The sequence below is a fragment of the Photorhabdus akhurstii genome (genome assembly GCF_018448925.1).
GTDB lineage: Bacteria > Pseudomonadota > Gammaproteobacteria > Enterobacterales > Enterobacteriaceae > Photorhabdus > Photorhabdus akhurstii.
The window spans coordinates 166676-191598 of record NZ_RCWE01000003.1 but is presented as its reverse complement, the minus strand read 5'-3'; the positions used below and the strand labels follow the sequence as shown (position 1 = coordinate 191598).

General features: G+C 43.8%; 19 protein-coding genes and 1 tRNA gene. 4 read left to right on the top strand and 16 right to left on the bottom strand.

Features of this window, described 5'->3' with window-relative positions:
- The first annotated feature begins 136 nt into the window (after nt 1-136).
- Nucleotides 137-904 (top strand): DJ-1/PfpI family protein, encoded by a 768-nt coding sequence (locus EAE93_RS05545; protein ID WP_214039252.1) that lies wholly within the window; start codon nt 137-139, stop codon nt 902-904.
- 372 nt (nt 905-1276) lie between these two features.
- Here EAE93_RS05545 and EAE93_RS05540 read toward each other — a convergent pair whose 3' ends face one another.
- The 9 genes from EAE93_RS05540 to xerD all read right to left on the bottom strand — a co-directional run bounded on the left by EAE93_RS05540 (nt 1277) and on the right by xerD (nt 10000).
- Nucleotides 1277-1510: an RpnC/YadD family protein gene (locus tag EAE93_RS05540; RefSeq protein ID WP_214039251.1), complete on the bottom strand. Its 234-nt coding sequence runs from the start codon at nt 1508-1510 to the stop codon at nt 1277-1279.
- A gap of 102 nt (nt 1511-1612) precedes the next feature.
- Nucleotides 1613-2548 carry an Rpn family recombination-promoting nuclease/putative transposase gene (locus tag EAE93_RS05535; RefSeq protein WP_214039250.1) on the bottom strand — a complete coding sequence of 312 codons (936 nt, stop codon included), beginning with the start codon at nt 2546-2548 and terminating at the stop codon, nt 1613-1615.
- Nucleotides 2549-2750: 202 nt separating this feature from the next.
- The gene (locus tag EAE93_RS05530) at nt 2751-3374 is read right to left on the bottom strand and encodes a CatB-related O-acetyltransferase (RefSeq protein WP_065389086.1); all 624 of its coding nucleotides are present in this window, start codon (nt 3372-3374) and stop codon (nt 2751-2753) included.
- Between the two features lie 246 nt (nt 3375-3620).
- Nucleotides 3621-3694 (bottom strand) — tRNA-Gly (locus EAE93_RS05525).
- Between the two features lie 150 nt (nt 3695-3844).
- Nucleotides 3845-5359 (bottom strand): lysine--tRNA ligase, encoded by a 1515-nt coding sequence (gene lysS, locus EAE93_RS05520; RefSeq protein WP_036777602.1) that lies wholly within the window; start codon nt 5357-5359, stop codon nt 3845-3847.
- Nucleotides 5360-5368: 9 nt separating this feature from the next.
- Nucleotides 5369-6467, bottom strand: a protein-coding gene (gene prfB, locus EAE93_RS05515) for a peptide chain release factor 2 (protein ID WP_105395549.1) whose coding sequence is annotated in 2 segments (ribosomal slippage) — nt 5369-6391 and nt 6393-6467 — 1098 coding nt in all. Because the reading frame shifts where the segments join, the coding sequence is not laid out codon by codon here.
- Between the two features lie 157 nt (nt 6468-6624).
- Nucleotides 6625-8358 (bottom strand): single-stranded-DNA-specific exonuclease RecJ, encoded by a 1734-nt coding sequence (gene recJ / locus EAE93_RS05510; RefSeq protein WP_040153762.1) that lies wholly within the window; start codon nt 8356-8358, stop codon nt 6625-6627.
- A 5-nt stretch (nt 8359-8363) separates the two neighbouring features.
- Entirely contained in the window at nt 8364-9065 is a 702-nt protein-coding gene (gene dsbC / locus EAE93_RS05505) for a bifunctional protein-disulfide isomerase/oxidoreductase DsbC (protein ID WP_105398497.1), read from the bottom strand.
- Nucleotides 9066-9088: 23 nt separating this feature from the next.
- Nucleotides 9089-10000, bottom strand: a complete 912-nt coding sequence (xerD, locus tag EAE93_RS05500) for a site-specific tyrosine recombinase XerD (protein ID WP_044467195.1) — start codon at nt 9998-10000, stop codon at nt 9089-9091.
- A 107-nt stretch (nt 10001-10107) separates the two neighbouring features.
- Here xerD and fldB point away from each other — a divergent pair, with 107 nt between their 5' ends.
- Complete coding sequence (gene fldB, locus EAE93_RS05495; RefSeq protein ID WP_036777608.1) at nt 10108-10626, top strand: flavodoxin FldB; 519 nt, start codon at nt 10108-10110, stop codon at nt 10624-10626.
- 22 nt (nt 10627-10648) lie between these two features.
- Here fldB and EAE93_RS05490 read toward each other — a convergent pair whose 3' ends face one another.
- Nucleotides 10649-11065, bottom strand: a complete 417-nt coding sequence (locus EAE93_RS05490) for a protein YgfX (RefSeq protein WP_036777609.1) — start codon at nt 11063-11065, stop codon at nt 10649-10651.
- The gene (gene sdhE / locus EAE93_RS05485) at nt 11046-11312 is read right to left on the bottom strand and encodes an FAD assembly factor SdhE (RefSeq protein WP_036777610.1); all 267 of its coding nucleotides are present in this window, start codon (nt 11310-11312) and stop codon (nt 11046-11048) included. The genes EAE93_RS05490 and sdhE overlap by 20 nt, the downstream gene beginning before the upstream one ends.
- A gap of 178 nt (nt 11313-11490) precedes the next feature.
- On the opposite strand from sdhE, the gene ygfZ reads away from it, so the two are divergent.
- Together ygfZ and EAE93_RS05475 are read left to right on the top strand one after the other, a co-directional pair.
- Nucleotides 11491-12480, top strand: a complete 990-nt coding sequence (gene ygfZ, locus EAE93_RS05480) for a tRNA-modifying protein YgfZ (protein WP_036777612.1) — start codon at nt 11491-11493, stop codon at nt 12478-12480.
- A gap of 14 nt (nt 12481-12494) precedes the next feature.
- Nucleotides 12495-13100 carry an HD domain-containing protein gene (locus tag EAE93_RS05475; RefSeq protein ID WP_036777613.1) on the top strand — a complete coding sequence of 202 codons (606 nt, stop codon included), beginning with the start codon at nt 12495-12497 and terminating at the stop codon, nt 13098-13100.
- Between the two features lie 420 nt (nt 13101-13520).
- Here EAE93_RS05475 and EAE93_RS05470 read toward each other — a convergent pair whose 3' ends face one another.
- From EAE93_RS05470 to EAE93_RS05455, 5 genes are all read right to left on the bottom strand, one after another.
- Nucleotides 13521-14837 (bottom strand): collagen-like protein, encoded by a 1317-nt coding sequence (locus EAE93_RS05470; protein WP_214039249.1) that lies wholly within the window; start codon nt 14835-14837, stop codon nt 13521-13523.
- Between the two features lie 955 nt (nt 14838-15792).
- The gene (locus tag EAE93_RS05465) at nt 15793-17115 is read right to left on the bottom strand and encodes a collagen-like triple helix repeat-containing protein (protein WP_105395552.1); all 1323 of its coding nucleotides are present in this window, start codon (nt 17113-17115) and stop codon (nt 15793-15795) included.
- A 468-nt stretch (nt 17116-17583) separates the two neighbouring features.
- A complete protein-coding gene (locus EAE93_RS05460) occupies nt 17584-18909 on the bottom strand; it encodes a collagen-like protein (RefSeq protein WP_036777618.1) in 1326 nt (441 codons plus the stop codon).
- A gap of 52 nt (nt 18910-18961) precedes the next feature.
- The gene (locus EAE93_RS25040; protein ID WP_269468823.1) at nt 18962-19096 is read right to left on the bottom strand and encodes a hypothetical protein; all 135 of its coding nucleotides are present in this window, start codon (nt 19094-19096) and stop codon (nt 18962-18964) included.
- A gap of 524 nt (nt 19097-19620) precedes the next feature.
- Nucleotides 19621-24825: a type I polyketide synthase gene (locus EAE93_RS05455; protein ID WP_214039248.1), complete on the bottom strand. Its 5205-nt coding sequence runs from the start codon at nt 24823-24825 to the stop codon at nt 19621-19623.
- Nucleotides 24826-24923: the final 98 nt, after the last annotated feature.

Below are 24923 nucleotides of genomic sequence, written 5' to 3'. Positions count from 1 at the left end.
GCATATACGCCAATTAGTTTACGGTTACAGTTGTTCCATCAATTTACTACCGGGAATACAGATATTCAGCGATCGCTAAAAATAGCGGCATATGAATTTCAGTTCTCTTTTCAATCTCGATAAGGAAAACTTCTCCATGAAAAATACATCTAAGGAACATCCTGCGGCATTATCTTCGTTAATGAAAACATCGTCTGGAGAAAAACCCACTCTCGCCTTTGTCATTTTCCCAGGCATGACGCCACTTGATATGATTGGTCCCGCAACAGTTCTTGAAGTAGGAGGATGGTTAAATATTGAATATGTTTGGCGCGATTTACTTCCGGTGCGTACTGAGCTGGAATATATATCATTCTCGCCGAGCACTACATTTGAGCAATTAGATAAAGTGGATATTTTATGTGTTCCCGGTACAGGAAATCCTTATGCTTTGCTTGCCGAATTAGACATGCTTGATTGGATGCATAAAGTGGGAAATAAAGCGTCTTGGGTAACAAGTGTATGTACAGGATCTATCCTATTAGGAGCCGCAGGCTTGCTAAAAGGGTATCAGGCGGCGACTCATTGGTCGATGATAGACGATCTCAACGAATTCGGTGCAATACCGGTTAATAAAAGAGTCGTTATTGATAGAAACCGGGTTACTGGAGGTGGAGTCACCGCAGGTATTGATTTCGGTTTAACATTACTTGCTAAAATCAAAGGGGAAGAATATGCACAAGCAGTCCAATTGGCAATGCAATATAGCCCAGAACCCCCGTTCAATAGCGGCATGCCAGAATTCGCCGGCAAAGAAATAACTCATGCCACGCTTCAAGCTATATTTTCCAATGTGGAAAAACAGACGCCTGATTACAAAGAAATCTTAATTAAAAGCGCCAAGAGAATATCAGATATCTACTGAATCTATTTTCGTATGATGGCTTAATTCAACCTGTTTCAGCATTCGATTATTTACCAATAACGGAAATATTTCCTATTCTAAGAACGTCTAACTCAGAGGTACATAGATTCAGATTTGTTTTTTAGATTAAACGGTATAGGCAACTAATCCGGTTGCCGCTTCCAAGAGAAAATTTATTGAATTACGATGTTTCAAATGTTTTATTTGAAGAGTGTTGTTTAATTATTCAAATACTATTTCAATTAAAAAGCTTAATACCCGACAGAAAAAGTATGATTTCAAACTTATCCAAATAATATACCGCTTCTATGTAAAGTTTTGTGCACTTATTATATTACACGAATTTTCATGCCAATAAGGTGTCAGCATAAGTTAATCGGCTATTTGTTCAATCTTACTCCGGCTCATCACAATGATTTTAATTATCGTTTCATGGTCTATACCATTGTCTATCATTGCATACACGATTTTCACAAGCGCCAGTTTTCCACCTATCTGTAATCCTTCTTGGTATGCCTCTTGGTATGCCTCTTGATATGCTTCTTGGTATGCTTCCTGAAATCCTTCTTGGAACGCTTTCTGCTCCAGTTTTTGCGCTATTGTCATCAATTACCTCCTCATATTTCTAGGGGACGGTCCCGTTACTCGCTGGACAAGCCCCTCTTCTAACACGAATCTTTAAATACCGATTACGGCTCTCAGCACGAATCAGTGATGTATTTGTTCAAGTTCGTTCTGGCTCAACCCTGTGCTTTTCATTATTGTTTCACGATCGATACCATTGTTCATCATTCTACAGGCGATTTCCAGAATCGCCTGTTTTTTACCTTTCTGCAATCCTTCTTGATGTGCTTCTTGGCATTTTTGAAGTCCTTCTTGAAGTCCTTTATGTTTCAATTTCTGCGCTATTGTCATCAGTACCTCCTCATACTTCGGGAACTGTTCTGCCAGTTGCCGGATAAAACCTTCTGGATCGGCGGTATCTCCCACCAGTAATATGTAGTTTAGCATGCTTTTTAGCAGCTCATCTGTATAGTAATCATACGCAAACAACATAGCCAGCTTTTGCCGTAACTCCGCCATATCACGTTGCCGGATATGTTTTTGTACTATTTCCAGTAGTGCGACCCGTTTGTGCGTCAAGATTTCATCATCCGGGATTACCGTCACATCTACCAGCGGAAACGCGCTGGAATAGATCTCTTCCGCCAGAGCCGAAGCATCGAAGCAGTCGAACCAGTTGGTACTCCACGGATACGGCCGCACTTTTCCGTGATAGAACAACACCGGAATAACCAGCGGCAATTTTTCATGTCCCTGTTCCAGATGCCATTGCATCGCTGAAATACTGTAACGCATCAGACGGAATGCCATCATCTTATCTGGGGAACTCTGGTGTTCAATCACGCAATACACATAACTCTCACCCTGCGTAGTTTTTAATGAATACAGGACGTCGGAATAATGTACTCGCAGATTGTCCTCAATAAATGATCCCGATTCCAGTCGCAGTGTATCAAGATCACAAACTGCCCGTAATGTCGCAGGTAAGTGTATCTCTAGAAAATCTCTGGCGGTATCAATATGACTTAAAAACTTTTTAAAAATCGCATCATGTGGCGTCGGTGTATTTTTTCTTTTCATAAGAGGATAGTAACATATTTTCTTTTATATTGAAGGAATATTAAATAAATACCGTTTGCGGCTTGAATGCCGAAACGGTATTTAAACTAACAATTAATGTATTTCAGTTAAATAATTCAATAATAGAACATCTTAAAAATCACATTTAATTAGTCTAATCAAGCCTAATTAATTATTCTACGGAACTAATTAACTATTCCCATCAATATGACCTTACAGCAGATTTTAATGCATTAATATCCGAAGCACAGAGATAAGGTTTTAAAGCATTAAATTTCTCTTCTGACCAATCATATATTTTTAACGCAAGTAGCTCATTGATAATGTGCGGCTCAAAGCGATATTTAACTAATTTCGCAGGCGTTCCAGCAACAATACTATATGGCTCAACATCTTTAGTGACAACGCTATTAGCAGCAACGATAGCGCCTTCTCCAATAGTAACGCCGGGCATAATCATTGAACGCATACCAAGCCACACGCCATCATGAATATGCGTGTCACCTTTGCCTACATATGCCTCTTCAATATATTCCATGAATGGATATAAACAGAACCAATCTGCTCTGTGTGTATTGTTTCCACCCATAAGAATGATAGTTTCAGCGCCGATGCAAACATAATCGCCAATATACAATTTATCAATTGGCCACTTAGACTCCCATTGAAGACTGATCTTATCACCATACAAATAGCGAACGACAGATTCTTCAAAACCGCCACTCCAGCAATCGCTATAATAGCTATGGGTTCCTTTGATGACAATACTTTGATTAGTTATAGCTTCATGTAAAAATTGGGTTTTCGACCAATGTTTTTCTTTCATGGTAAATAATCTCTATTAATTATTTATTTACCATAGAATGCTTTCTATGGTGATGTATTCGCACTCAAAATACATCACGCCCAGCTGATTCGAGGTTGATTTAATAACGGGATTCTTTTCATATTAAACGATGCGTTAATTATTAACTTATATTGATTATCATTCTTAAATTCTTTTGATTTAATTTACATCATATCAAAAGGTATATTTTCAATGCGACAGCATTTTCTAGAAAGAATACAGAACTGGAGCGAGCGAAGGGAATCGAACCCTCGTATAGAGCTTGGGAAGCTCTCGTTCTGCCATTGAACTACGCTCGCTTAAGGATAACATAAATTATTATAGCGACTTCGTTGGCATCAGCAAGCCATTATCTGTTTCAGTTGTCTATATTTAAGGCAGTTGAAAATAAAAACTCCCCTGGCAGTTATGCTACAGGGGAGTTGGAATTTAAAATTTAATTCAAGCTGTTATTTCTGCGGGCGCATTGCCGGGAATAGAATGACGTCACGGATGGTATGGCTATTTGTCAGCAACATAATCATACGGTCAATACCAATACCCAAGCCAGCTGTTGGCGGCATACCGTGTTCCAAAGCCGTTACATAATCTTCATCGTAGAACATGGCTTCGTCATCGCCTTCGTCTTTCTGGCGAACCTGTTCAGCAAAACGTTCCGCTTGATCTTCGGCATCATTCAACTCTGAGAAGCCGTTGCCAATCTCACGTCCACCAATAAAGAATTCAAAACGGTCAGTGATAAATGGATTTGCATCATTACGACGCGCTAGCGGAGAAACTTCTGCCGGATATTCAGTGATAAATGTTGGTTGAATCAGATGGCTTTCAGCCGTTTCTTCAAAGATTTCACACTGAACACGACCAAGACCCCAACCTTTTTCCACTTCAATGCCAAGAGATTCAGCGATAGCCACCGCTTTATCCATATCATCCAAATCAGCCATGTTGGTTTCAGGACGATATTTGCAGATGGCCTCTTTCATGGTCATTTGGGCAAATGGTTTACCGAAATCGAATTCCTGCTCGCCATATTTAACCAGAGTATTCCCCAAAATATTCTGCGTCAGCGTGCGGAACAGCTCTTCTATCAGGACGATCAGATCTTTGTAATCCGCATACGCCATGTAGAGTTCCATCATGGTGAACTCAGGGTTATGGCGCGGAGATACGCCTTCATTACGGAAGTTGCGGTTAATTTCAAACACACGCTCAAAACCACCAACAACCAGACGTTTCAGGTAAAGTTCCGGCGCAATACGCAGATACATATCAATATCCAGCGCATTGTGGTGAGTAATGAATGGACGTGCCGAGGCGCCGCCAGGAATAACCTGCATCATTGGCGTTTCCACTTCCATAAATCCTTTACTGACCATAAAGCTACGCAGGGCCGATAAGACCTGAGAGCGAATTTGGAAAGTTTTGCGCGATTCTTCGTTGGCGATCAGATCCAGATAACGCTGGCGGTAACGAGTTTCCTGATCAGCCAAACCGTGGAATTTATCCGGCAATGGGCGCAGCGCTTTTGTCAGCAAACGCAGTTCGGTACAGTGAATAGAAAGTTCACCGGTTTTAGTTTTAAACAGTTTGCCACGCGCACCCAGAATGTCTCCCAGATCCCATTTTTTAAACTGTTCGTTATAAATACCTTCAGGCAGATCGTCACGGGCAACATATAACTGAATACGACCGCCCATATCTTGTAGCGTTACAAAAGAAGCCTTACCCATGATGCGGCGAGTCATCATACGACCGCCAACCGTCACTTCAATATTCAGTGCTTCCAGCTCTTCCTGAGTTTTGTCGTCGTATTTGGCGTGCAAATCTTCTGAAATATTTTCACGACGGAAATCATTCGGGAACGCAATACCATTTTCCCGTAAAGTAGCCAGTTTTTCGCGGCGAGTTTGCAGTTCATTATTTAAATCGGGAGCCTGTTCAGCACCCTGTTGTTGTTGTGACATTTTAGTTCCTCATAAGCCAGCTTTAAGGCTTGCTTCAATGAATTTATCGAGATCGCCATCCAGCACCGCTTGTGTATTACGTGTTTCAACGCCGGTGCGCAAATCTTTGATGCGTGAGTCATCCAGAACATAAGAGCGAATCTGACTACCCCAACCAATATCGGATTTATTCTCTTCCATTTCCTGTTTATTGGCGTTCTTTTTCTGCATTTCCAGTTCATACAGCTTCGCTTTTAGCTGTTTCATCGCCTGGTCTTTGTTTTTATGCTGAGAACGATCATTCTGACACTGAGTCACAATGTTGGTTGGAATATGGGTAATACGCACCGCAGATTCTGTTTTGTTAACGTGCTGACCACCCGCGCCGGATGCGCGATAAACGTCGATACGTAAGTCCGCCGGGTTAATTTCAATATCGATATCATCATCCACTTCGGGATAGATGAAAGCAGAACTGAATGAAGTATGGCGACGACCGCCAGAATCAAATGGGCTTTTACGTACCAAACGGTGCACACCAGTTTCAGTACGCAACCAACCATAAGCATAATCACCCATGATCTTGATAGTCGCTGATTTCAAGCCAGCAACTTCACCATCTGATTCTTCAATGATTTCAGTTTTAAAACCTTTGGATTCAGCCCAACGCAGATACATACGCATCAGCATACTTGCCCAATCCTGAGCCTCGGTGCCGCCAGAGCCGGCCTGCAAGTCAAGATAACAGTCCGCACTGTCATACTCACCAGAAAACATACGGCGAAATTCTAACTCACCCAACTTGTCTTCAAGCTGTCCCAGCTCTACCACTGCTTCATTAAAAGTCTCTTCATCGTCAGCTTCTACTGCCAATTCCAGCAGGCCCTGTACATCTTCCAGACCTTGCTCAAGCTGATCGATAGTCTCAACAATCCCTTCCAGTGAAGAGCGCTCTTTACCCAAAGCCTGTGCTCGCTCCGGTTCATTCCAAACATCAGGCTGTTCCAATTCAGCATTAACTTCTTCTAAGCGTTCTTTCTTGGCATCATAGTCAAAGATACCCCCTCAGAACCGTTGTCCGTTCAGACAGGTCCTGAATGTGGTTTTTTACCGGATTAATTTCAAACATATTTTCGTGTCTTACGTTGTGTAGTCGTAGATAAATGGATAATTTTCGAACCGCATATTGTAGCGGATTCGACACAGGGTTTATAGCATTTCAACAGATTTGTCACGCATTCATACAAGCGTACATGACAATAACTGGCTACCTACTGATCACGCGGTTAATAAGGCCAGAGATGTTGGATCAAAAGCTGTACATTACGGTTGCCACGAAATTCATTAATATCCAGTTTATAGGCAAGTTCTACTTCACGGACACTGTTATCCGGCCAGCGGGTAGGATCGATATTGAACGCGATCCCGTCTAGCATCGGGCCACCGTTTAATGGCTCCACTATCACCTTTAAATGACGTTCTCCAACAATGCGCTGTTGCAGTAGTTTGAATTTTCCGTCAAAAACCGGCTCCGGGAATGCCTGCCCCCAAGGACCGCCATCACGCAACATCTCTGCAATGTCCAACGACAGTTCATTGATCGCTAGTTCACCATCACTCCAGATAACACCTTCAAGTTGCGAAATATCTAACCAATCCGCCATTAACGCAGAAAAGTGATGCTGAAATTGTTCAAATTTATCCTGCTCAAGTGACAAACCGGCAGCCATTGCGTGACCGCCAAACTTAAGTATCAACCCCGGATGCAACGTATCAAGCCGTTCAAGCGCATCACGCATATGCAACCCCTGCACTGAACGACCAGAACCTTTCAAAATACCGTCCCCTGCCGGTGCGAAAGCGATCACAGGCCGATGAAAACGTTCTTTAATGCGAGAAGCCAGAATGCCGACGACTCCCTGATGCCATTCTGGATGATAAAGCGCCAGCCCATAAGGCAGCTCAGTGCTGGTACGTTCAAGTTTGTCACAGATTTGCAGGGCTTCTTGCTGCATTCCCTGCTCTATTTCACGCCGGGTATGGTTAAGACTGTCCAGTTCGCAAGCTATCTGGCGCGCCTTTGCCATGTCGTCAGTTAGCAATAAAGTGACGCCAATGGACATATCATCGAGGCGACCGGCGGCATTCAGTCTTGGCCCCAGAAAAAAACCTAAGTCACTGGCTGCTAGCTTATAGGCATCACGTTTGGAAACTTCCAATAATGCCCGAATTCCCGCACAGCAACGCCCTGCACGAATGCGATTCAATCCCTGATAAACCAGAATCCGGTTATTGGCATCCAAAGGTACAACATCGGCAACCGTACCTAACGCAACCAAATCCAACATTTCTGCCAGATTCGGCAGAGCAATTCCTTGCTTTTCAAACCACTGATCTTTTCTCAATGCCGCCCTTAAAGCCGACATCAGATAAAACGTAACGCCAACCCCTGCCAAAGATTTAGATGGGAAAGAGCAATCGGATAAATTGGGATTAATAATGGCATCGGCAGCCGGCAAAATATCGCCCGGCAAGTGGTGATCCGTAACAATTACTTTCATACGGTGCTGATGAGCAGCCGCAACTCCTTCATGGGAAGAGATACCATTATCCACGGTAATAATTAGGTCAGCGCCTTTTTTGACGACCTCTTCCACCACCTGCGGGCTTAAACCATAACCATCGTCAAAACGATTTGGCACCAGATAATCCAGATGGCGATATCCCATCGAGCGTAACGATCGGATCGCCAATGCCGTGCTCGTTGCCCCATCAGCATCAAAATCACCGACAATAACAATACGCCAGTGTTCATGAAGTGCTGTCAACAAGAGCGCCACCGCCTGTTCCACGCCACTCAAATGCTGGTAATTCAATAAGCCTTGAACGCCACGTTCCAATTCATTCGCTTGCTGGATACCACGAATGGCATACAAACGACGCAGTAATGGATGAATCTGTTGTGGAAGATGACTGTCATCCACCACCGGGCGGCGGCGGAGTTGTGTTTCAATATTCACTAAACTTATTTACCACGTTGCGCCAATGCCGCTGCCAAAGCCTCTGGCGGCATATATCCACCTAACAGACTGCCATCCTTAAGGATAATCGCCGGCGTTCCCTGGACGCCAAACTGGAGACCCAATTTGTAATGGTTAGCAATATCCACTTTACAGCTCTTGATTGGCGAAACATCTCCATCTTTAAACGCAGCATCCAATGATTTCTGCGGTGTTGCGCTACACCAGATAGATTGCATATCTTTAGCAGATTGGTGCTGCATACCCTGACGGGGGAACGCCAGATAACGCACAGTAATACCCAGTTTATTGTACTCTTGCATGTTTTCATGCAATTTATGGCAGTAACCACAGGTAATATCCGTGAAAACGGTAACGACATGCTTCTCTTTTGGCGCTTTGTAGATAATCATTTGATCTGTCATTGCTTCCAGCTTTTTCATCAACAATTGATTACTGACATTCACAGGAGAGCTGCCACTGACATCATAAATTGGCCCTTGCAATAAATATTTCCCGTCATCAGAGAGATAAATGATCCCTTGCTCGGTCACTACCGTATTTAAACCAACAATAGGCGATGGCTGGATGTTTTCTGCTTTTATCCCTAGTTTCTGCATCGTTCTATGGACAGCATCATCATCAGCAAGCGCATTTCCGCTAAACCAGGCCAGTAACAGAGGGAAACATAACACGCTTTTTTTCATTTTCGGTTCCTTTAAATCCGTGCTCACCCACGCGGATGATGTTGTTGATGTAGCAATTTAAGCCGTTCTGTTGCTACATGAGTATATATTTGTGTTGTGGATAGATCACTATGCCCCAATAACATCTGCACAACTCGCAAATCAGCGCCATGATTAAGCAAATGTGTGGCAAATGCGTGACGCAAAACATGGGGAGATAACCGTTCAGTATCGATTCCAGCCAACAGCGCATAATGTTTAATACGATGCCAGAAAGTCTGCCGGGTCATTTGTCGCCCCCGTTTGCTAGGAAAAAGCACATCCAGCGTTGCGCCATTCAGTAACCCGGCTCTTCCATACTCCATATAATGCTCTAGCCAGTAAATCGCCTCTTCCCCTAAAGGTACTAACCGTTCTTTATTCCCTTTACCAATCACTCTCACCACGCCTTGACGCAAGCTGACATCGGAAAGGGTCAACCCTACTAGCTCAGATACTCGCAAACCACAGGCATAAAGCACTTCAAGCATCGCTTTATCCCTTAGCTCCACCGGTTGATCTGTACAGGGCGCATTAAGTAGATCCTCGACCTGCTTTTCACTCAAATCTTTAGGCAATCGCTTTGGTAATTTCGGTGCGGACAAAAGCGCTGTCGGATCATCTTCCCGCATTTTTTCCCGATAAAAATAGAGAAACAACTGGCGCATAGCACTGAGTAAACGCGCCGAGCTACTGGCTTTATACCCGCCATCCATGCGTTCCGCCAGAAAAGAGTGCAAATCTATCGTCTGGACAGATAATAAATTATGACCATGATGTATCAACCAGTTATCCAGTGCTTGTAAATCCAGCCGGTAAGAAGCAAGCGTATTTTCCGCGAGATCATGTTCCAACCAGATAGCATCAAGAAATTGTTCTATCAGTGGATTAGTCAACTGAGTTGGTTGTTTTGACACGAAATACTTCCCTTAAATCTGCACATCTCTGTCGGCTATTATGCCTGAAAAAGCAATTATTCTGTTACAATGCCAATCCAGATATTCAAAAACCATAATGATTAATGATGAAGATTGGTCTTTTTTACGGCTCCAGCACCTGCTACACCGAAATGGTAGCAGAGAAAATTCGCGATATCCTCGGTGAAGATTTAGTTGATCTCCACAATATCAAAGAGACAACACCTGAATTAATGGAAGAGTACGCTGTACTGATTCTTGGCATTCCGACATGGGATTTTGGCGAATTACAGGAAGATTGGTTGGATATTTGGGAGCAAATTCCTTCCCTCGATTTACAGGGGAAAATCGTCGCCATGTATGGTATGGGCGATCAAATTGATTATAGCGATTGGTTTCTTGACGCTCTCGGTATGCTATATCACCATTTACGCCCTTCAGGTGTCCATTTCATTGGCTTCTGGCCAACCGAAGGCTATGAATTTACCAGCCCGAAACCATTAACGGATAATGGCACACAATTTGTCGGGCTGGCATTAGATGACGTAAACCAGTATGAACAAACTGATGATCGTTTATCGCAATGGTGTATGCAAATCCTGCAAGAAATGGAGCCTCTACTTTAAATTCAGAAAAACTTCAGCTCAATCAGATATCAGGATATTGCAACAACAGTTGATTAATATGCCTCCATTCATCCTGTGACATACCATCGGATGCAACCCATAAACGGATTTTTTTCTGGTTATAAAAAGATTGAGCCGTAATTAATATGCCATAGCGACATAACCACGGGCGCCGGATAATTCGCCACTCGTGTTTCTTCCATTGCAACTTATTATCACTGAACAGAACTAAAAGCCCTTGTGATTTACGGATATTTTTCTGGCTACGCCCCCAACTGGCAATAATCAACAGGACTAAAGGAAGCCAGAAAATCCAGAAAATAGCGCCATCCGCAGGCCACGGGGCAAGTAGCACGATAAGCGCGATTACACCATGAACACAGGTGGAAATTAACTGGGTATGCCAAGATACCCTGAGATCACACCTCCACAGGACCACGATCTTTATTTCTATTCTGAATAAGTTTAATCATGCGAAATAGCTCTTCATCTGCCGGGCGTCCATGATTCATCAACCAGTTAAATAGATCAGGATCAGCACATTCAAGCAAACGAATAAAAAGTCGTTTATCATCATCACTGAGTGAGTCATATTCATACTCAAAAAACGGCATAATTGAAATATCCAGCTCACGCATTCCACGTCGACATGCCCAATGAATACGTGCTTTATTATCAATATCCATGTTCAGAAAATCCCCTTTTTAATTCTCATTGTTAGTTTTAACGCCATTAGCCATTAAGTTCGCCCGGCAAACTCATGCATCATGCCAGCTAATAGCAATAATAACTACTTGCATTGTGCCTCAGCTCTTTTACCATTGATGCATCATTGGCTCAAATATCTGACTGGCAGGATGTGTCATGGCTTATAAAACTCCGTTCTCTTCACAATCTCCATCGTCTTCATCAACCCTTCCCCTGACATTAATATCACTGGATGACTGGGGCCTGATAACCGCAACTGGACCGGATACAGAAAAATATCTACACAGTCAGGTTACAGCAGATATTTCCGCACTTGCAACGAATCAGCATGTACTTAGTGCGCATTGTGATGCAAAAGGCAAAATGTGGAGTAATCTGCGCCTCTTCCATCGTGGTGAAAGCCTTGCTTATATTGAACGTCGCAGTGTGTTGGAAAACCAGTTTACAGAACTGAAAAAATATGCCGTATTCTCTAAAATTACACTAGTTCAAGATGAAAACGCGGTATTGCTCGGTGTTGCAGGTAAAAACTGCCGCGAGGCGCTAAATAATATTTTCCCAACACTACCCGATGCCGATAATGCTGTCGTTGAACATGAAACTACGACTTTGCTCCATTTTACCTTGCCGTCTGAACGTTTCCTCTTGGTAACAAACACCGCAACCGCTGAACAATTAACAGAAAAACTTCAAGCTCAGCTTAATAACAGCGAACAGTGGTTAGCTCTGGATATTGAAGCTGGTTTCCCGGTCATTGATGCCGCAAATAGCGCGCAATTTATTCCTCAAGCAACTAACCTCCAGGCATTGGCAGGAAGTATCTGTTTTAAAAAAGGGTGTTATACCGGTCAGGAAATGGTGGCCCGCGCCAAATATCGCGGCGCCAATAAACGCGCTATGTACTGGCTGGCGGGCAGTGCTACCAAAACTCCTATGGCTGGAGATGATTTGGAATGGCAATTAGGAGATAAGTGGCGGAGAACCGGTACCGTTTTGGCTGCCGTTAAGCTGAATGATAATAGTGTCTGGGTACAAGTTGTCATGAATAATGATATGGAAAGCCACAGTGTATTCCGTGTCCGTGACGATGAAGGGCATTCACTCGCCATTCAGCCTCTGCCTTATTCTCTCGATGAAGAAAAATAATTGATGAGGTTTATATGTCGTTAGCAGTACCTACCGTTGATTTTGGCCCTTTTACGAATGTCATCGGTTTTTTGATGGAGCTGGATAAGCTGAAAAAGGTTCAGCGACGAACTAAGTTGCTGGATAACTATCGCCGGGAAAATTCAGCCGAGCATAGTTGGCATTTTGCTATCGCCGCAATGAGTTTTGCGCCCTATGTAAAAGGGGTGGATATCCAGCGGGTTATTCAAATGGCATTAATTCACGATATTGTAGAAATTGATGCGGGTGATGTGATGGTTTACGATTTAGCAGCCCGTGAGGCCATTCATGAACAGGAAGTCAAAGCCGCCCACCGTCTTTTTGGTTTACTCCCCGAACCACAGAAAAGTCATTTTATGTCACTTTGGCAAGAGTATGAAGCCAAAGAAAGCCAAGACGCCCGCTTTGCTCTTACACTGGATAGACTCATGCCGATGCTGATGAATCTGTATAATCAAGGGCAGAGTTGGGTAGAAGATGGTATTCGTTTTGAGCAAGTAATTAACCACAATAAATTTATTGCCGATGTCTATCCTGAATTATGGCAGTATCTGCTGCCGCAATTGGAAACCGCACAGAAGAAAGGTTGGTTGAAATAACTTTTCTCGAAAATTTGAGAGCGTTCAGAATTCAGTGCACACATTAACCATATGGTGCACTGAATTAACTACAAACTACGGTTGTTTTAATACTAGATAGGTAATCAACGATGCACGTTCCAACACTAACTTAACACTCTAACAACATCATCCAAATTATTCACCTCAATCACTGTATCTGCTGGTATAGATACCAAGTCTTCTGTCGTTGTGTTCAAATAAATTGGATTGCCTGGAACAAGATTGCTATTTATCGCCAGCTAAACCAAATCGTTGCACTATTACAAATCGTTGCACTATTAATAGTAGTCAATCTCACTCTATCCCTAATAAGCTAATGCGGTACAGGCGAAAACTCTAGCTCACTCATTTCCAAACAGTTTGTATTTAGGAAACGGAAACAAACTTTCTTTATCGCAATCAGTTTTGCAACTTGCCGTTAACATATATCCGTCCCGCATTTCCTGTTCGCTCTCCTGGCTCCCCCGACTTTCCATCAACACCCGCTTGACCGAACTTTCCGGTAATATTCGATGTTGTACCTCCATTCCCAGTATTAGTTAATGTAGAACCGCCATCACCGCCTTTCCCTCTCCATCCCGGCCTACCGCCCGCTCCCGCAAAACCTTGGAATGCCCCACAATTGATGCGCGGATCGCCTTCGGAATAGCTAAAATATATGTCCCCCCCATCCCCACTATGACCTCCATTACCCCCATCTCCGCCATCGCCTCCATTTCCTCCGTTCCCTCCAAGCCCAGACTGACACAGTGAGTTAGTAGTAATATGACGATGATTAGAGTCAATAACCTCAAAGAAACTGCCATAACCCCCATTTCCCCCCTTACCACCATCACCTCCATGACCGCCATCACCACCATTACCTCCATTACCTCCCGCCGACCACAAATTTACTGTTCCTCTCACATAAGGACATGCAATAGTTAGTTTATCCCCCGCCTTAGCAGATTCGCCATCCGCTCCCCGCACTCCCGAAGAACCATGAGTTCCATCAGAACCTGGTGAAGGGTTCGTTATACACTTATGTTTATCCTGAAGCCCAGGATTACCCTTAGCACCATCAGCGCCACTGTTTCCATTTGTACCAACAGCACCATCTTTTCCATCTTTCCCTCTACTGGTAAGGTCATATGAGCTACCTTGAATAACATTTGCTTCAATCCTGCCATTGGTGTAGCAAATCACTTTGCCTTCCGGTTCAATAGTTATCTTGTTGTACACTAAGACAACCGGTTCGCCACGGTTATCTTTATCTCTGATAATCAATGGATTATCTTTACTTATAGTAATTTCGTCGCCACTGTAGAACGCAACTTTCATCGGAAAACGCTTAGCATTGAGCATTTCTTCATAATCTTTGACCAAAGCAGAATCACCATAGATATAAGCACTAAAGGCCTTGCATAAATCAATATGATTAGCCGGGACGTTTACCAGCCGTTCAGCAGAAAACGGTTCAGGTAACGGATGATGGGATTCCATTTTTCCAGAGCTATACTGACTGTCAGGCACGCCGTTGAGTGCTTTCAGCTCTTGTATCGTTTGTACTGTAAAAAACGCAGGCGGCACAGTAGCCGTTTTCAGATCGTTAGAGAATATTACCGGCCCGTCAAAGTCAGAGGTCTTAAGTTGCTTTGGCTGTCGCTCCAAGCCAAACGGATGATGATATTGATGTAATATTGCCAACGTCTCAGCAACCGTTCTTATTTTATCCATGAGAACTCTCCTAAGTTTAAATTTATACGTTTAGAATAACTTCATATATTAATTATCCATCTGACCAAGTTGAAAAGTTCCTACTACTATCACTACCGGTTATGTCACTAATATTGCTAATAGTCAGAATTTCGCTCTGGCTAATCACCAAATTAGCCAAGGCAAAAACATCGATTTTTTTCTGGCAAAGAATATGGATACCTCAACAACAGGCAGGCCAGAAAAATAACTCCCATGAGAATTAATCAGGCAAGTATTTATTTACTTTACAGAAAACAATTAGATGCAATATTTAAATTACACAATTTTAAATATTAATATAAACCTCCACTTTTTTCATTAATTATGGAAAATATTTCTGTGATACATCACTACTTTTCAACAGATGCTAATTAAAAACTTCAACTCTATATTTTCCTCATTGTATTATTAGGAAATAATAATATTATTTTAATTTTAAAAAATCACAGCAAAATATAAACCTACAGATATTACTGAATAATGAAATTATGAATGTAATTTAAATTAAAGATAGAAAATAATTCTTCTTTACAAGAAAAAGATTCTTTCACCAATAAAATCCAATTTTTAAAAAACTCACTTTACAAAGAGACGCCTAAAATGACCAACAAAAAGGTCAATAAAATAGCCCTAGTGAAATAAACAGTAAATCAAAATAACTGAATCAACAATAGATTCGGAGCAATAATTATCCCGATACAGTGTAGCCATTGGAAATGGCTACACATCAGGTTGCTGATAAACCTATTTAAAAAACAGGGTATTTTCGCATCATCGAAAATTTCAGATAGCGTGTTGTTGGCCAATAAATTTTCTCTAAGTAAAACAAGTTTAAATATCACCATATCCAATAAACTAATGCGATACAGACGAAAAAACCCGAACTCACTCATTTCCAAACAGTTGATGTTTAGGAAACGGAAATAAACTTTCTTTATTGGCTATCTTGCAATTTACCGTTAACATAGATCCGCCCCACATTTCCTTTTTGCTCTCCTGGCTCTCCCCGCTTTCCATCAGTACCCGCTTGACCAAATTCTCCGGTAATACTCGACGTTGTACCTCCACCCCCAGAGTTAGTCAATGTAGAGCCACCATCACCACCTTTCCCTCTCATTCCCGGATGACCACCAGCTCCCGGAATACCTGGTGATGCTAAACATTTAATGAGCGGATTGCCTTCGGAATAGCTAAAATATATGTCCCCCCCATCCCCACTATGACCTCCATTCCCCCCATCCCCTCCATCGCCTCCATCTCCTCCTTTCCCTCCGTTCCCAGACTTACACAGAGAGGTAGTAGTATTATAATCATGATGATCACCAACAGCCTTATCAACACTACCATAACCCCCGTCTCCTCCCTTACCACCATTACCTCCATGACCGCCATCACCACCATTACCCCCATTACCTCCCGCCGACCACAAATTTACTGTACCTCTCACATAAGGGCATGCGATAGTTAGTTTCTCCCCCGCTTTACCAGGCTCACCATCTGCTCCCCGCGCTCCCGAAGAACCGTTAGTTCCATCAGAGCCTGGTGCTGCGTCCGTTGTACACTCATGTTTATTCTGAATACCAGGATTACCCTTAGCGCCATCAGCTCCACTGTTTCCATCTGTACCAGCAGCACCATCTTTTCCATAGTCCGCTGTATTGGTAAAGTGATACGAGTTCCCTTGAATGACATTCGCTTCAATCCTGCCATTGGTGTAGCAAATCACTTCACCTTCCGGTTCAATAGTTATCTTGTCATACACCAAGACAACCAGTTTGCCGCTGTGATCTTTATCTCTGATAATCAACGGATTATCTTTGCTTATCGTGATCTCGTCGCCACTGTAGAACGCAACTTTCATCGGAAAACGTTTAGCATTGAGCATTTCTTCATAATCTTTCACCAAAGCAGAATCACCATAGATATAAGCACTAAAGGCTTTGCACAAATCAATATGATTATCAGGGGCATTTGCCAGCCGTTCAGCAGAAAATGGTTCAGGTAACGGATGATGGGATTCCATTTTTCCAGAGCTATACTGATTATCAGGCACACCGTTGAGTGCTTTCAGCTCTTGTATCGTTTGCACTGTAAAAAATGCAGGCGGCACAGTGGCCGTTTCCAGATCGTTAGAAAATATTACCGGCCCGTCAAAGTCGGCGGTCTTAAGCTGCTTTAGCTGTCGTTCCAGACCAAACGGATGATGATATTGATGTAATATTGCCAACGTCTCAGCAACCGTTCTTATTTTTTCCATGAAAATTCTCCTAAGTTTAAATTTATACGTTTAGAATAACTTCATATATCAATTATCCATCTGACCAAGTTTCCAAATCTCTACTACTATCACTACCGGTTATGTCACTAAATAGCTAATAGTCAGAATTTTGCCCCTGACTAATCATCAGATTAGCCGGAGCAAAAACATCGATTTTTTCTGACAAAGGGTATAACCATTTCAACAACCGGCAGGCCAGAAAAATAATTGCGACGAGAATTAATTAGGTAAATATTTATTTACTTTACAGAAAGTCATTAGATACAATATTGGAATTTATCAATTTAAAATATTAATGTAAATTACCATTTCTTCCATTAATTATAGAAAATATTTCCGTGATATATCACTACCTTTTAATAGATGCCAATTGAAAATTTCGATTTTATATTTATCGTTTCCAAACAGTTTATGTTTAGAAAACGGAACGTTCAACATAATTTTCCTTCAACGTAATTTGCCATTGATATATATCCGCCCCCCCTTTCCTTGCATCCCTGGCCTCCCTGACTCTCCATTAATCCCCTTTTTACCAGGAATTCCAGAACAATTTAAGTTTCTAATTCTATCCTTCATATCACACCACGCAGAACCACCATCACCGCCTTTCCCTCCCCTTCCCGCTCTACCACCAGCCCCTGGCAAACCTGCTGTTGACCAATAACTCATGTTTGGATTACCAGTAGAATAGTTACACTCTATGTCACCCCCATCTCCACCATTCCCCCCATTACCTCCATTCCCGCCCGCCCCTCCATTTGCTCCATCCCCCCCATTCCCAGAAAAATAACGTGGGTCCGTAGTAACATAACTATGACCACCAGAACAATCCCCATCGGCACCATTATAACAAAAGCCTCCATCTCCACCGTTCCCCCCACCGCCACCATCACCGCCACCCCCTCCATTTCCCCCAGCCCCTCCTTCAGACACCAAATATACCTCTCCATCCAGATGAGCAGTTGTGACACTTAATTTCTCCGCTACTCCACCTGGTTCTCCATCCGATCCTTTCGTTCCCGGAGAACCTTCAGTTCCATCGGTACCCGGTGTAGGGGGAGTTACACAGGTATCTTTTTTCTTACGACCAGGTAAACCATCAATGCCATTCGTTCCGCTATTTCCAGCCGCGCCAGGAGCACCCATTTCTCCATCTCGCCCTTTATGGACAAAGTGCAGCGGCCCGCCTCCAAGCCCTTGAATGACATTCGCTTCAATCCTGCCATTGGTGTAGCAAATTACTTTGCCTTCCGGTTCAACGGTTATCTGGTCGTACACCAAGACAACCAGTTCGCCACATTGTTCTTTATCTTTAATAATCAATGGATTACTTGCAGAAACAGTGATCTCTTCACCATTGTAAAACGCAACTTTCATCGGAAAACGCTTAGCATTTAGCATTTCTTCATAATCTTTGACCAAAGCAGAATCACCATAGATATAGGCGCGAAAGGCTTTGCATAAATCAATATGATTAGCCGAGACGTTTGCCAGACGTTCAGCAGAAAACGGTTCAGGTAACGGATGATAGGGTTCCATTTTTCCAGGACCATACCGACTGTCAGGTACACCGCCAAGTGCTTTCAGCTCTTGTATCGTTTGTATTGTAAAAAATGCCGGCGGCACAGTAGCCGTTTCCGGATCGTTAGAAAATATTACCGGCCCGTCAAAGTCGGCGGTCTTAAGTTGCTTTGGCTGTCGTTCCAGACCAACCGGATGGTGATATTGATGTAATATTGCTAACGTTTCAGCAACCGTTCTTATTTTTTCCATGAAAATTCTCCTAAGTTTAAGTCTATACAGTTAGAATAACTTCGTATATCAATTACCCATCTGACCAAGTTCCCAAATCTCTACTACTATCACTACCGGTTATGTCACTAAATAGCGAATAGTCAGAATTTTTCCCCTGACTAATCACCATATTAGCCAGAGTGAAAACATCGATTTTTTCTGACAAAGGATATAGCCACTTCCAACAACATGCAGGCCAGAAAAATAATTACGACGAGAATTAATTAGGTAAATATTTATTCACTTACGGAAGTCAATTTAAATATGAAATTTAAATTACACAATTTAAAATATTAATATAATTCACCACTTTTTCCATTAATTATGACGAATATCTCCGTGATATATCACTACCCCTTAATAGATACTAATTAAAAATTTCAATTTTATATTTATCTCATGGGGTATTATTATAAAATACAAATAAAAACAATGAGCATAATTTTATTTTTCAAAAATCACAAAGAATCTGTAAATAACTCTGTCATGTAAAACCCGTTTTTCCTGATGTTTTCTCTTCTAATATCAGACTATTTTTCCAGATTTTAAAGCCACACTGACAGATAAAAAACGTCTCTTCTTATCTATTTTATCATTGGTAAAAACTCGGCAGTGATAGTCGAAGCTTTAAAAATCAACAACCTGAAAGCCCTATCGGGCTTTCAGAAAATACTTTGACTCAGGTTATTCCTACTTCGCAATTAACTTAACTTGCAATCGATACGTAATCAACGATGCAAGTTCCGACAGTGGCTTATTGTTCAACAACAATTCCAATGGAATATCCACGCGTAACTGTTTGTTAATTTTTTGCACCAACATCACCCCATTCAGCGAATCAATACCATTGTCAGTCAGTGGTTGATCCGGATGAAAAACCTCAGCTTTCGTCCCAACAATCTCACCGCAGAAAGCCTGTAATAAACTGATAACATCATCCAAGTTATTGGCCTCAAGCCCCCTGTCTGCTGGTAAAGCCTGAGCTACGCTTTCCTGCTGAATATCACGAAATAATGCCAGATGGCGCATTGGACCGGAGAGTAACACTGACCAATCAGCCAAGAACGGCACCAGTTGCGGCTCAATGCGGGCAAACAGACGCTCTAACGTGGCTAACCCCTCCTCTAAGCTAAATAGCGGCAGCCCATTGTCTTCGGACACCGGGAGCATGCGACTATCTCGTAAAGCAATACCTGCTTTCCACGGCCCCCAGTTAAGGCTCAACGCAGGTAAACCTTGCTGACGCCGCAAATAGGCCAAGCTGTCCAGCATGGCATTTGCGGCTGCATAAGATCCCATACCCGGCAAAGACAATAATGAGCTTATTGAGGAAAACATAACGAAATGCTCTAACGGCGCATCAGCTAATGCCTGATGCAGTGTCCAGGCAGAAAGTGCTTTAGCGGCAAAGACTCTATCGAAAGCCTGAGTACTCAGTTCACGATATCCTTGAGCTTCAACATGCGCGGCACAATGAATTACGCCTCGTAACGGCTGACTGGCCCGTTGCCGATACTGAGCCAGACAATTATTAGTCATTTTTACATCACCCAGATCAACCGGCAGATATTCTGCTTCAATCCCCTGTTGACGTAGCATTTCCAGTAACATCTGATCATCCGTCTCAAGCGTATGACAACGACCGATCAACAACAAATGACGAGCACCACGCTTCACCATCCAGGAAATCAACTGACGTCCCATTCCCCCGAAAGCGCCCGTCAGCAAATAGCTGCCGTCTGGACGAAAATGCGCCAACGGCAACAATGGCGGCATTTCTGGCAACGGCACAAGACGTAGCGCATAGCGTTGATCACGACGCAGAGCTAATTGATCCTCACCATCATCCGTTAATAATGCATTCCACCACTGGGCTGGCGCAGTAGTACTGTCAATATCCAACAACCCTCCCCAGAGTGAAGTCGCTTCCTGTTGACCGATAACCCGCATCATTCCCCATAATGCCGCAGCAAACGGATCAGGCAGATCTTGTTCAGTCACCTGATGAGCATATCGAGTTATGACCCACAGGCGTGGTTTCACCGCTCGTTCTGCCAATGCCGCACACAAATAGATCAAAGCATGATAGGTCTTGCGTGGATTATGTAACGGCCAGAGGATCAGTATCCTTTCAACCTCAGAAGGAAGAGTATCAACCAACTCCTGAACTTTCTGCTCACTGTCAGGCAGGCCGGAACGTAGATAGGCATATCCACCACGCCGTTGCAATTCACTCGCCAATTCCTCTGCCAACACAGTTTCATCGCCAAAAATAGCCCATCGTGCTAAACATGGTGCTAAAGGCGCTAGCAATGGGCAAGAAGGCACTTCACGCCACAGGGGTTGACCTATCACCAGATTGTGAGGTACTGGCAATAAATCGCTTTTCCTGTTACTGACAAGCTGAACGCAAAATCCTTTGATTTGGCAAATCAGTATGCCGCGGTCAGTGTATACATCGATATCACCAAGCCACTGTTGTTGTGTCTGCTCAGTCATTCGAGCATAGGCTCTCACTCGGCCGGATAGTTTACCGTTAATGCGTAGATGTCGAATAGTTACCGGAATACGGAAATCGCTAGCAGGGATTGGAGCATTAACGCCAACAGACTGAATCGCCAGCAATGACTGGAAAATGCCATCCAAAGCCGCCGGGTGGAAATTCATTCCCTCTGGCGTAGGTGGCAACTCAATATCACAGATTGTCTCCTTTTCACCGATAATCGCCTGACACAGAGTACGAAATACCCCGCTATAACTAAAATGCAGGTGTTGAAACGCCTGATACAATTCCTTCTGATATAATTCTTTCTGATACAATTCCCCCTGACACAACGCCTCCTGAGCCTCCTGATTCTGCGTACCAAGATAGCGATCATTTACAACTAATGATGGGATAACACAGGCAGTCGCGCCCGGTACAACAATGTTCACTTGTGCACTGGCTGCAAATTGGTATTGGGTATCTTCATCCAGATTATTGGCAGTGTATACTTGCACTTCCATTCGCTGACGATCCAAGCGGGTTTTTAGCCTGAACTCCATGCCGGGTTCCAGCAGTAAAGCCGATTGCAACACAATATTATTCAGCGCCAATCCAACACCCGGAAAGCAGATACGCGCCGCGGTTAACATGACTTCGATATAGCCGGCAGCAGGAAACATCGCATTTCCCATGACGACATGATCGAGTAGCCAAGGCGCCTGCTCAACAACCAATTCAGCCTGCCAACTCTCGCTACCTGGCTGTGCTTCGCCCAATAACACACCGCTCGACTTGCGCAGCCGGTGGCGGCGGCTGATTTTCGGTTCATGCCAATAAGATTGCTGATGCCAGGGATACGTTGGCAGATCGATTAAATGAGCCATAGGCGTTATAGTCCGCCAATCAGGCTCAATACCGGCTTCAAATAATTGGCCCAATAGCTGTGACCAGCTCTGCCCTGTTCGACAAGCAAACACCTGGCCGCGATAAGGTTTACTCCAATCCTGCAATCCACCGCTCAACAGGGATGTGGGTGAAATTTCAAGGAAATGGTGGAAACCTGCTTTCAGCATATTTTCCATCGCATCATCAAAACGAAAGGGTTCGATCATATTGTCAGCCCAATGCTCAGGACCCAACTTATCATTAATTTTCTTCCCTGTGACTGATGAGAACACAGGTAATAAGGGTTTTGAGGCCGGAATAGTCGCAGCATCGGCAATTAACCCTGCTCGGAGTGGTTCCAGCAATGGAGAATGGGCAGCAATACCATAGTTAATGTGGCTACTGGCGATACGATGATGTTTTAAACGATGGGAAATGGCAGTTAATCCGCTTACAGGACCCGATAACAGACAACTATTGGCGCTGTTTCTTCCAGCAATCACGACTGCGGGATCAACATCATGGGCAGACAAATAGGGCTGTATCTGTTCCACCGTAGCCGCTACCATCAACAATCCGCCCTTCTGATCCAACGCGCTTTGCAGATCACGATAGCGGTAATAACGATGATACAAAAGTGTCAATGCCTGAGTCAGATCATAAATTCCCGCCAGATAACAAGCCGCCATTTCACCGGTACTATGACCAAGCAATGCCGCTGGCCTAAATCCCCACTGCTGCAACTGAGCGACCATAGATATTTGTACCGCAAACTGCACCGGCGGCGCCATTAAATCGTCAGTAACCAGTAATGCAGCACGTAGAGACGGCGCAGAAAACTCAGCCCAAATAGCTTCGCAACGCCTGAATTGCTCGGCAAATGCAGGAAATAACTGAAACCAAGTTGCCACCTCCTGCCACCCTTCACCGCCAACACCAGGAAACACCCAAGCCAAGTGATCTACCTTTCTATTATTATGCTTCGGCGACAGACTCAGATGCGTTAACTGTTGTTGCAACTGTTTTCGATCACTAAATATTATGGCTTTACGCAGCGGGAAACGGTGACGAGTTATCGCTAAACTGTAACATAGATCATCAAGGGCAATCTCTGGCTGCTGCTGTAGTAAATCGGCAATACGCTGTGCTTGTTGTGTCAGGGAAAACTCAGATTGGGCAGATAATGGCAACATAAAAGCCTGCCCTTCGGTTTCGCGAAGTTGTACGCAAGGGGCCACATAATTACTCAATACCACATGGACATTCGTCCCGCCAAAACCAAAAGAATTCACTCCCGCGACAACTCTACCTTTAGGCAATGACGTTAACTGTCGTGGAACCTGCAATCCTAATTCCGCAAAACGGATATAGGGGTTAGGCGGATCGGCATGTAAATTGCCCGGCACTTGCCTTCGCTGTAAACATAATACCGCTTTAATCAATCCGGCAATGCCCGCCGCGGCTTCTGTATGACCAATCACGGATTTACACGCACCGATCAGTAATGGGCGATCTGTCGGTTCTGGACGACATACCAGCCCCAAAGCTTCTGCTTCTATCGGATCACCGACCGCCGTTCCAGTACCATGAGCTTCAATATAATCAATCTCTTCCGGCGAAATCCCCGCCTGAGCGCAAGCTGCTCGAATCACCCGCTGCTGTGCTGTGCCGCTTGGTTGGGTCATCGTGGCAGTACGGCCATCCTGATTTGCGGCCGAACCGTGGATCACTGCCAAGATGGGATCGCCATCCTGTAAAGCCGCACTCAAGGGTTTCAGCAAAACAGCGCCCACCCCCTCACTACGCACATAACCATCAGCGTTAGCTGAAAAGCTGTGACAACGATTGGTCAGTGACAGAAAACCAGTACGGCTTTCCACTATCGAAAAATCAGGGATCAGCATTAACTGACTGCCGCCTGCCAGCGCCAATTGTGACTCTCCCCGCCGTAAACTGTCACAAGCCAAATGTATCGCCAATAAGGACGATGAACAGGCGCTATCGATGGTCAAAGATGGCCCTTGAAAATCAAACGCATGGGAAATACGGTTTGACAACATGGTTCCCATTGTGCCAGTTGAGGTATAGCCCGTCATCTGACGCAAATCAGTAAATTGCAGGTGCAAATAATCATGAGTGAAAGCGCCAATATAGACACCAACCGCCTGACCCGCCAACGATTTTGGTGGTATTCTCGCTCGCTCCAGCGCTTCCCAAGTTACCTGCAACATCAGACGATGTTGTGGATCAATAAAAGGCGCTTCTGCGCTACTGATACTAAACGCCGCTGCATCAAAACCGGCTATATCAGTGATAAACCCTCCTTCTCGCGCCACCATTCGCCCTGGTAGATTGCGATCCCGAGAATAATAAACCTGAGTTGACCAACGTTCGGGGGGGACTGGGGTAATAGCGTCACTTGAACCACACAACAGTTGCCAAAATTCTTCTGGGGAGTTAACGCCCCTAGGAAAACGGCAACCCATACCGATAATGGCAATCGGCATATTGTCACTTCTCATCATATTGATATCCATAGTGGGATTCTTTACTCCGATCTGTTACTTACCCGATTATCGCGCTTACTCATTAACACCATTCAGTCGGACTAGGAATACATTTC

Bases quoted from the DNA above. Each gene is read 5' to 3' on its own strand.
- EAE93_RS05545 (WP_214039252.1), top strand. From the start codon at position 137: ATGAAAAATACATCTAAGGAACATCCTGCGGCATTATCTTCGTTAATG.
- EAE93_RS05540 (WP_214039251.1), bottom strand. From the start codon at position 1,510: ATGACAATAGCGCAAAAACTGGAGCAGAAAGCGTTCCAAGAAGGATTT.
- EAE93_RS05535 (WP_214039250.1), bottom strand. From the start codon at position 2,548: ATGAAAAGAAAAAATACACCGACGCCACATGATGCGATTTTTAAAAAG.
- EAE93_RS05530 (WP_065389086.1), bottom strand. From the start codon at position 3,374: ATGAAAGAAAAACATTGGTCGAAAACCCAATTTTTACATGAAGCTATA.
- lysS (WP_036777602.1), bottom strand. From the start codon at position 5,359: ATGTCACAACAACAACAGGGTGCTGAACAGGCTCCCGATTTAAATAAT.
- dsbC (WP_105398497.1), bottom strand. From the start codon at position 9,065: ATGAAAAAAAGCGTGTTATGTTTCCCTCTGTTACTGGCCTGGTTTAGC.
- fldB (WP_036777608.1), top strand. From the start codon at position 10,108: ATGAAGATTGGTCTTTTTTACGGCTCCAGCACCTGCTACACCGAAATG.
- sdhE (WP_036777610.1), bottom strand. From the start codon at position 11,312: ATGGATATTGATAATAAAGCACGTATTCATTGGGCATGTCGACGTGGA.
- ygfZ (WP_036777612.1), top strand. From the start codon at position 11,491: ATGGCTTATAAAACTCCGTTCTCTTCACAATCTCCATCGTCTTCATCA.
- EAE93_RS05475 (WP_036777613.1), top strand. From the start codon at position 12,495: ATGTCGTTAGCAGTACCTACCGTTGATTTTGGCCCTTTTACGAATGTC.
- EAE93_RS05470 (WP_214039249.1), bottom strand. From the start codon at position 14,837: ATGGATAAAATAAGAACGGTTGCTGAGACGTTGGCAATATTACATCAA.
- EAE93_RS05465 (WP_105395552.1), bottom strand. From the start codon at position 17,115: ATGGAAAAAATAAGAACGGTTGCTGAGACGTTGGCAATATTACATCAA.
- EAE93_RS05460 (WP_036777618.1), bottom strand. From the start codon at position 18,909: ATGGAAAAAATAAGAACGGTTGCTGAAACGTTAGCAATATTACATCAA.
- EAE93_RS05455 (WP_214039248.1), bottom strand. From the start codon at position 24,825: ATGATGAGAAGTGACAATATGCCGATTGCCATTATCGGTATGGGTTGC.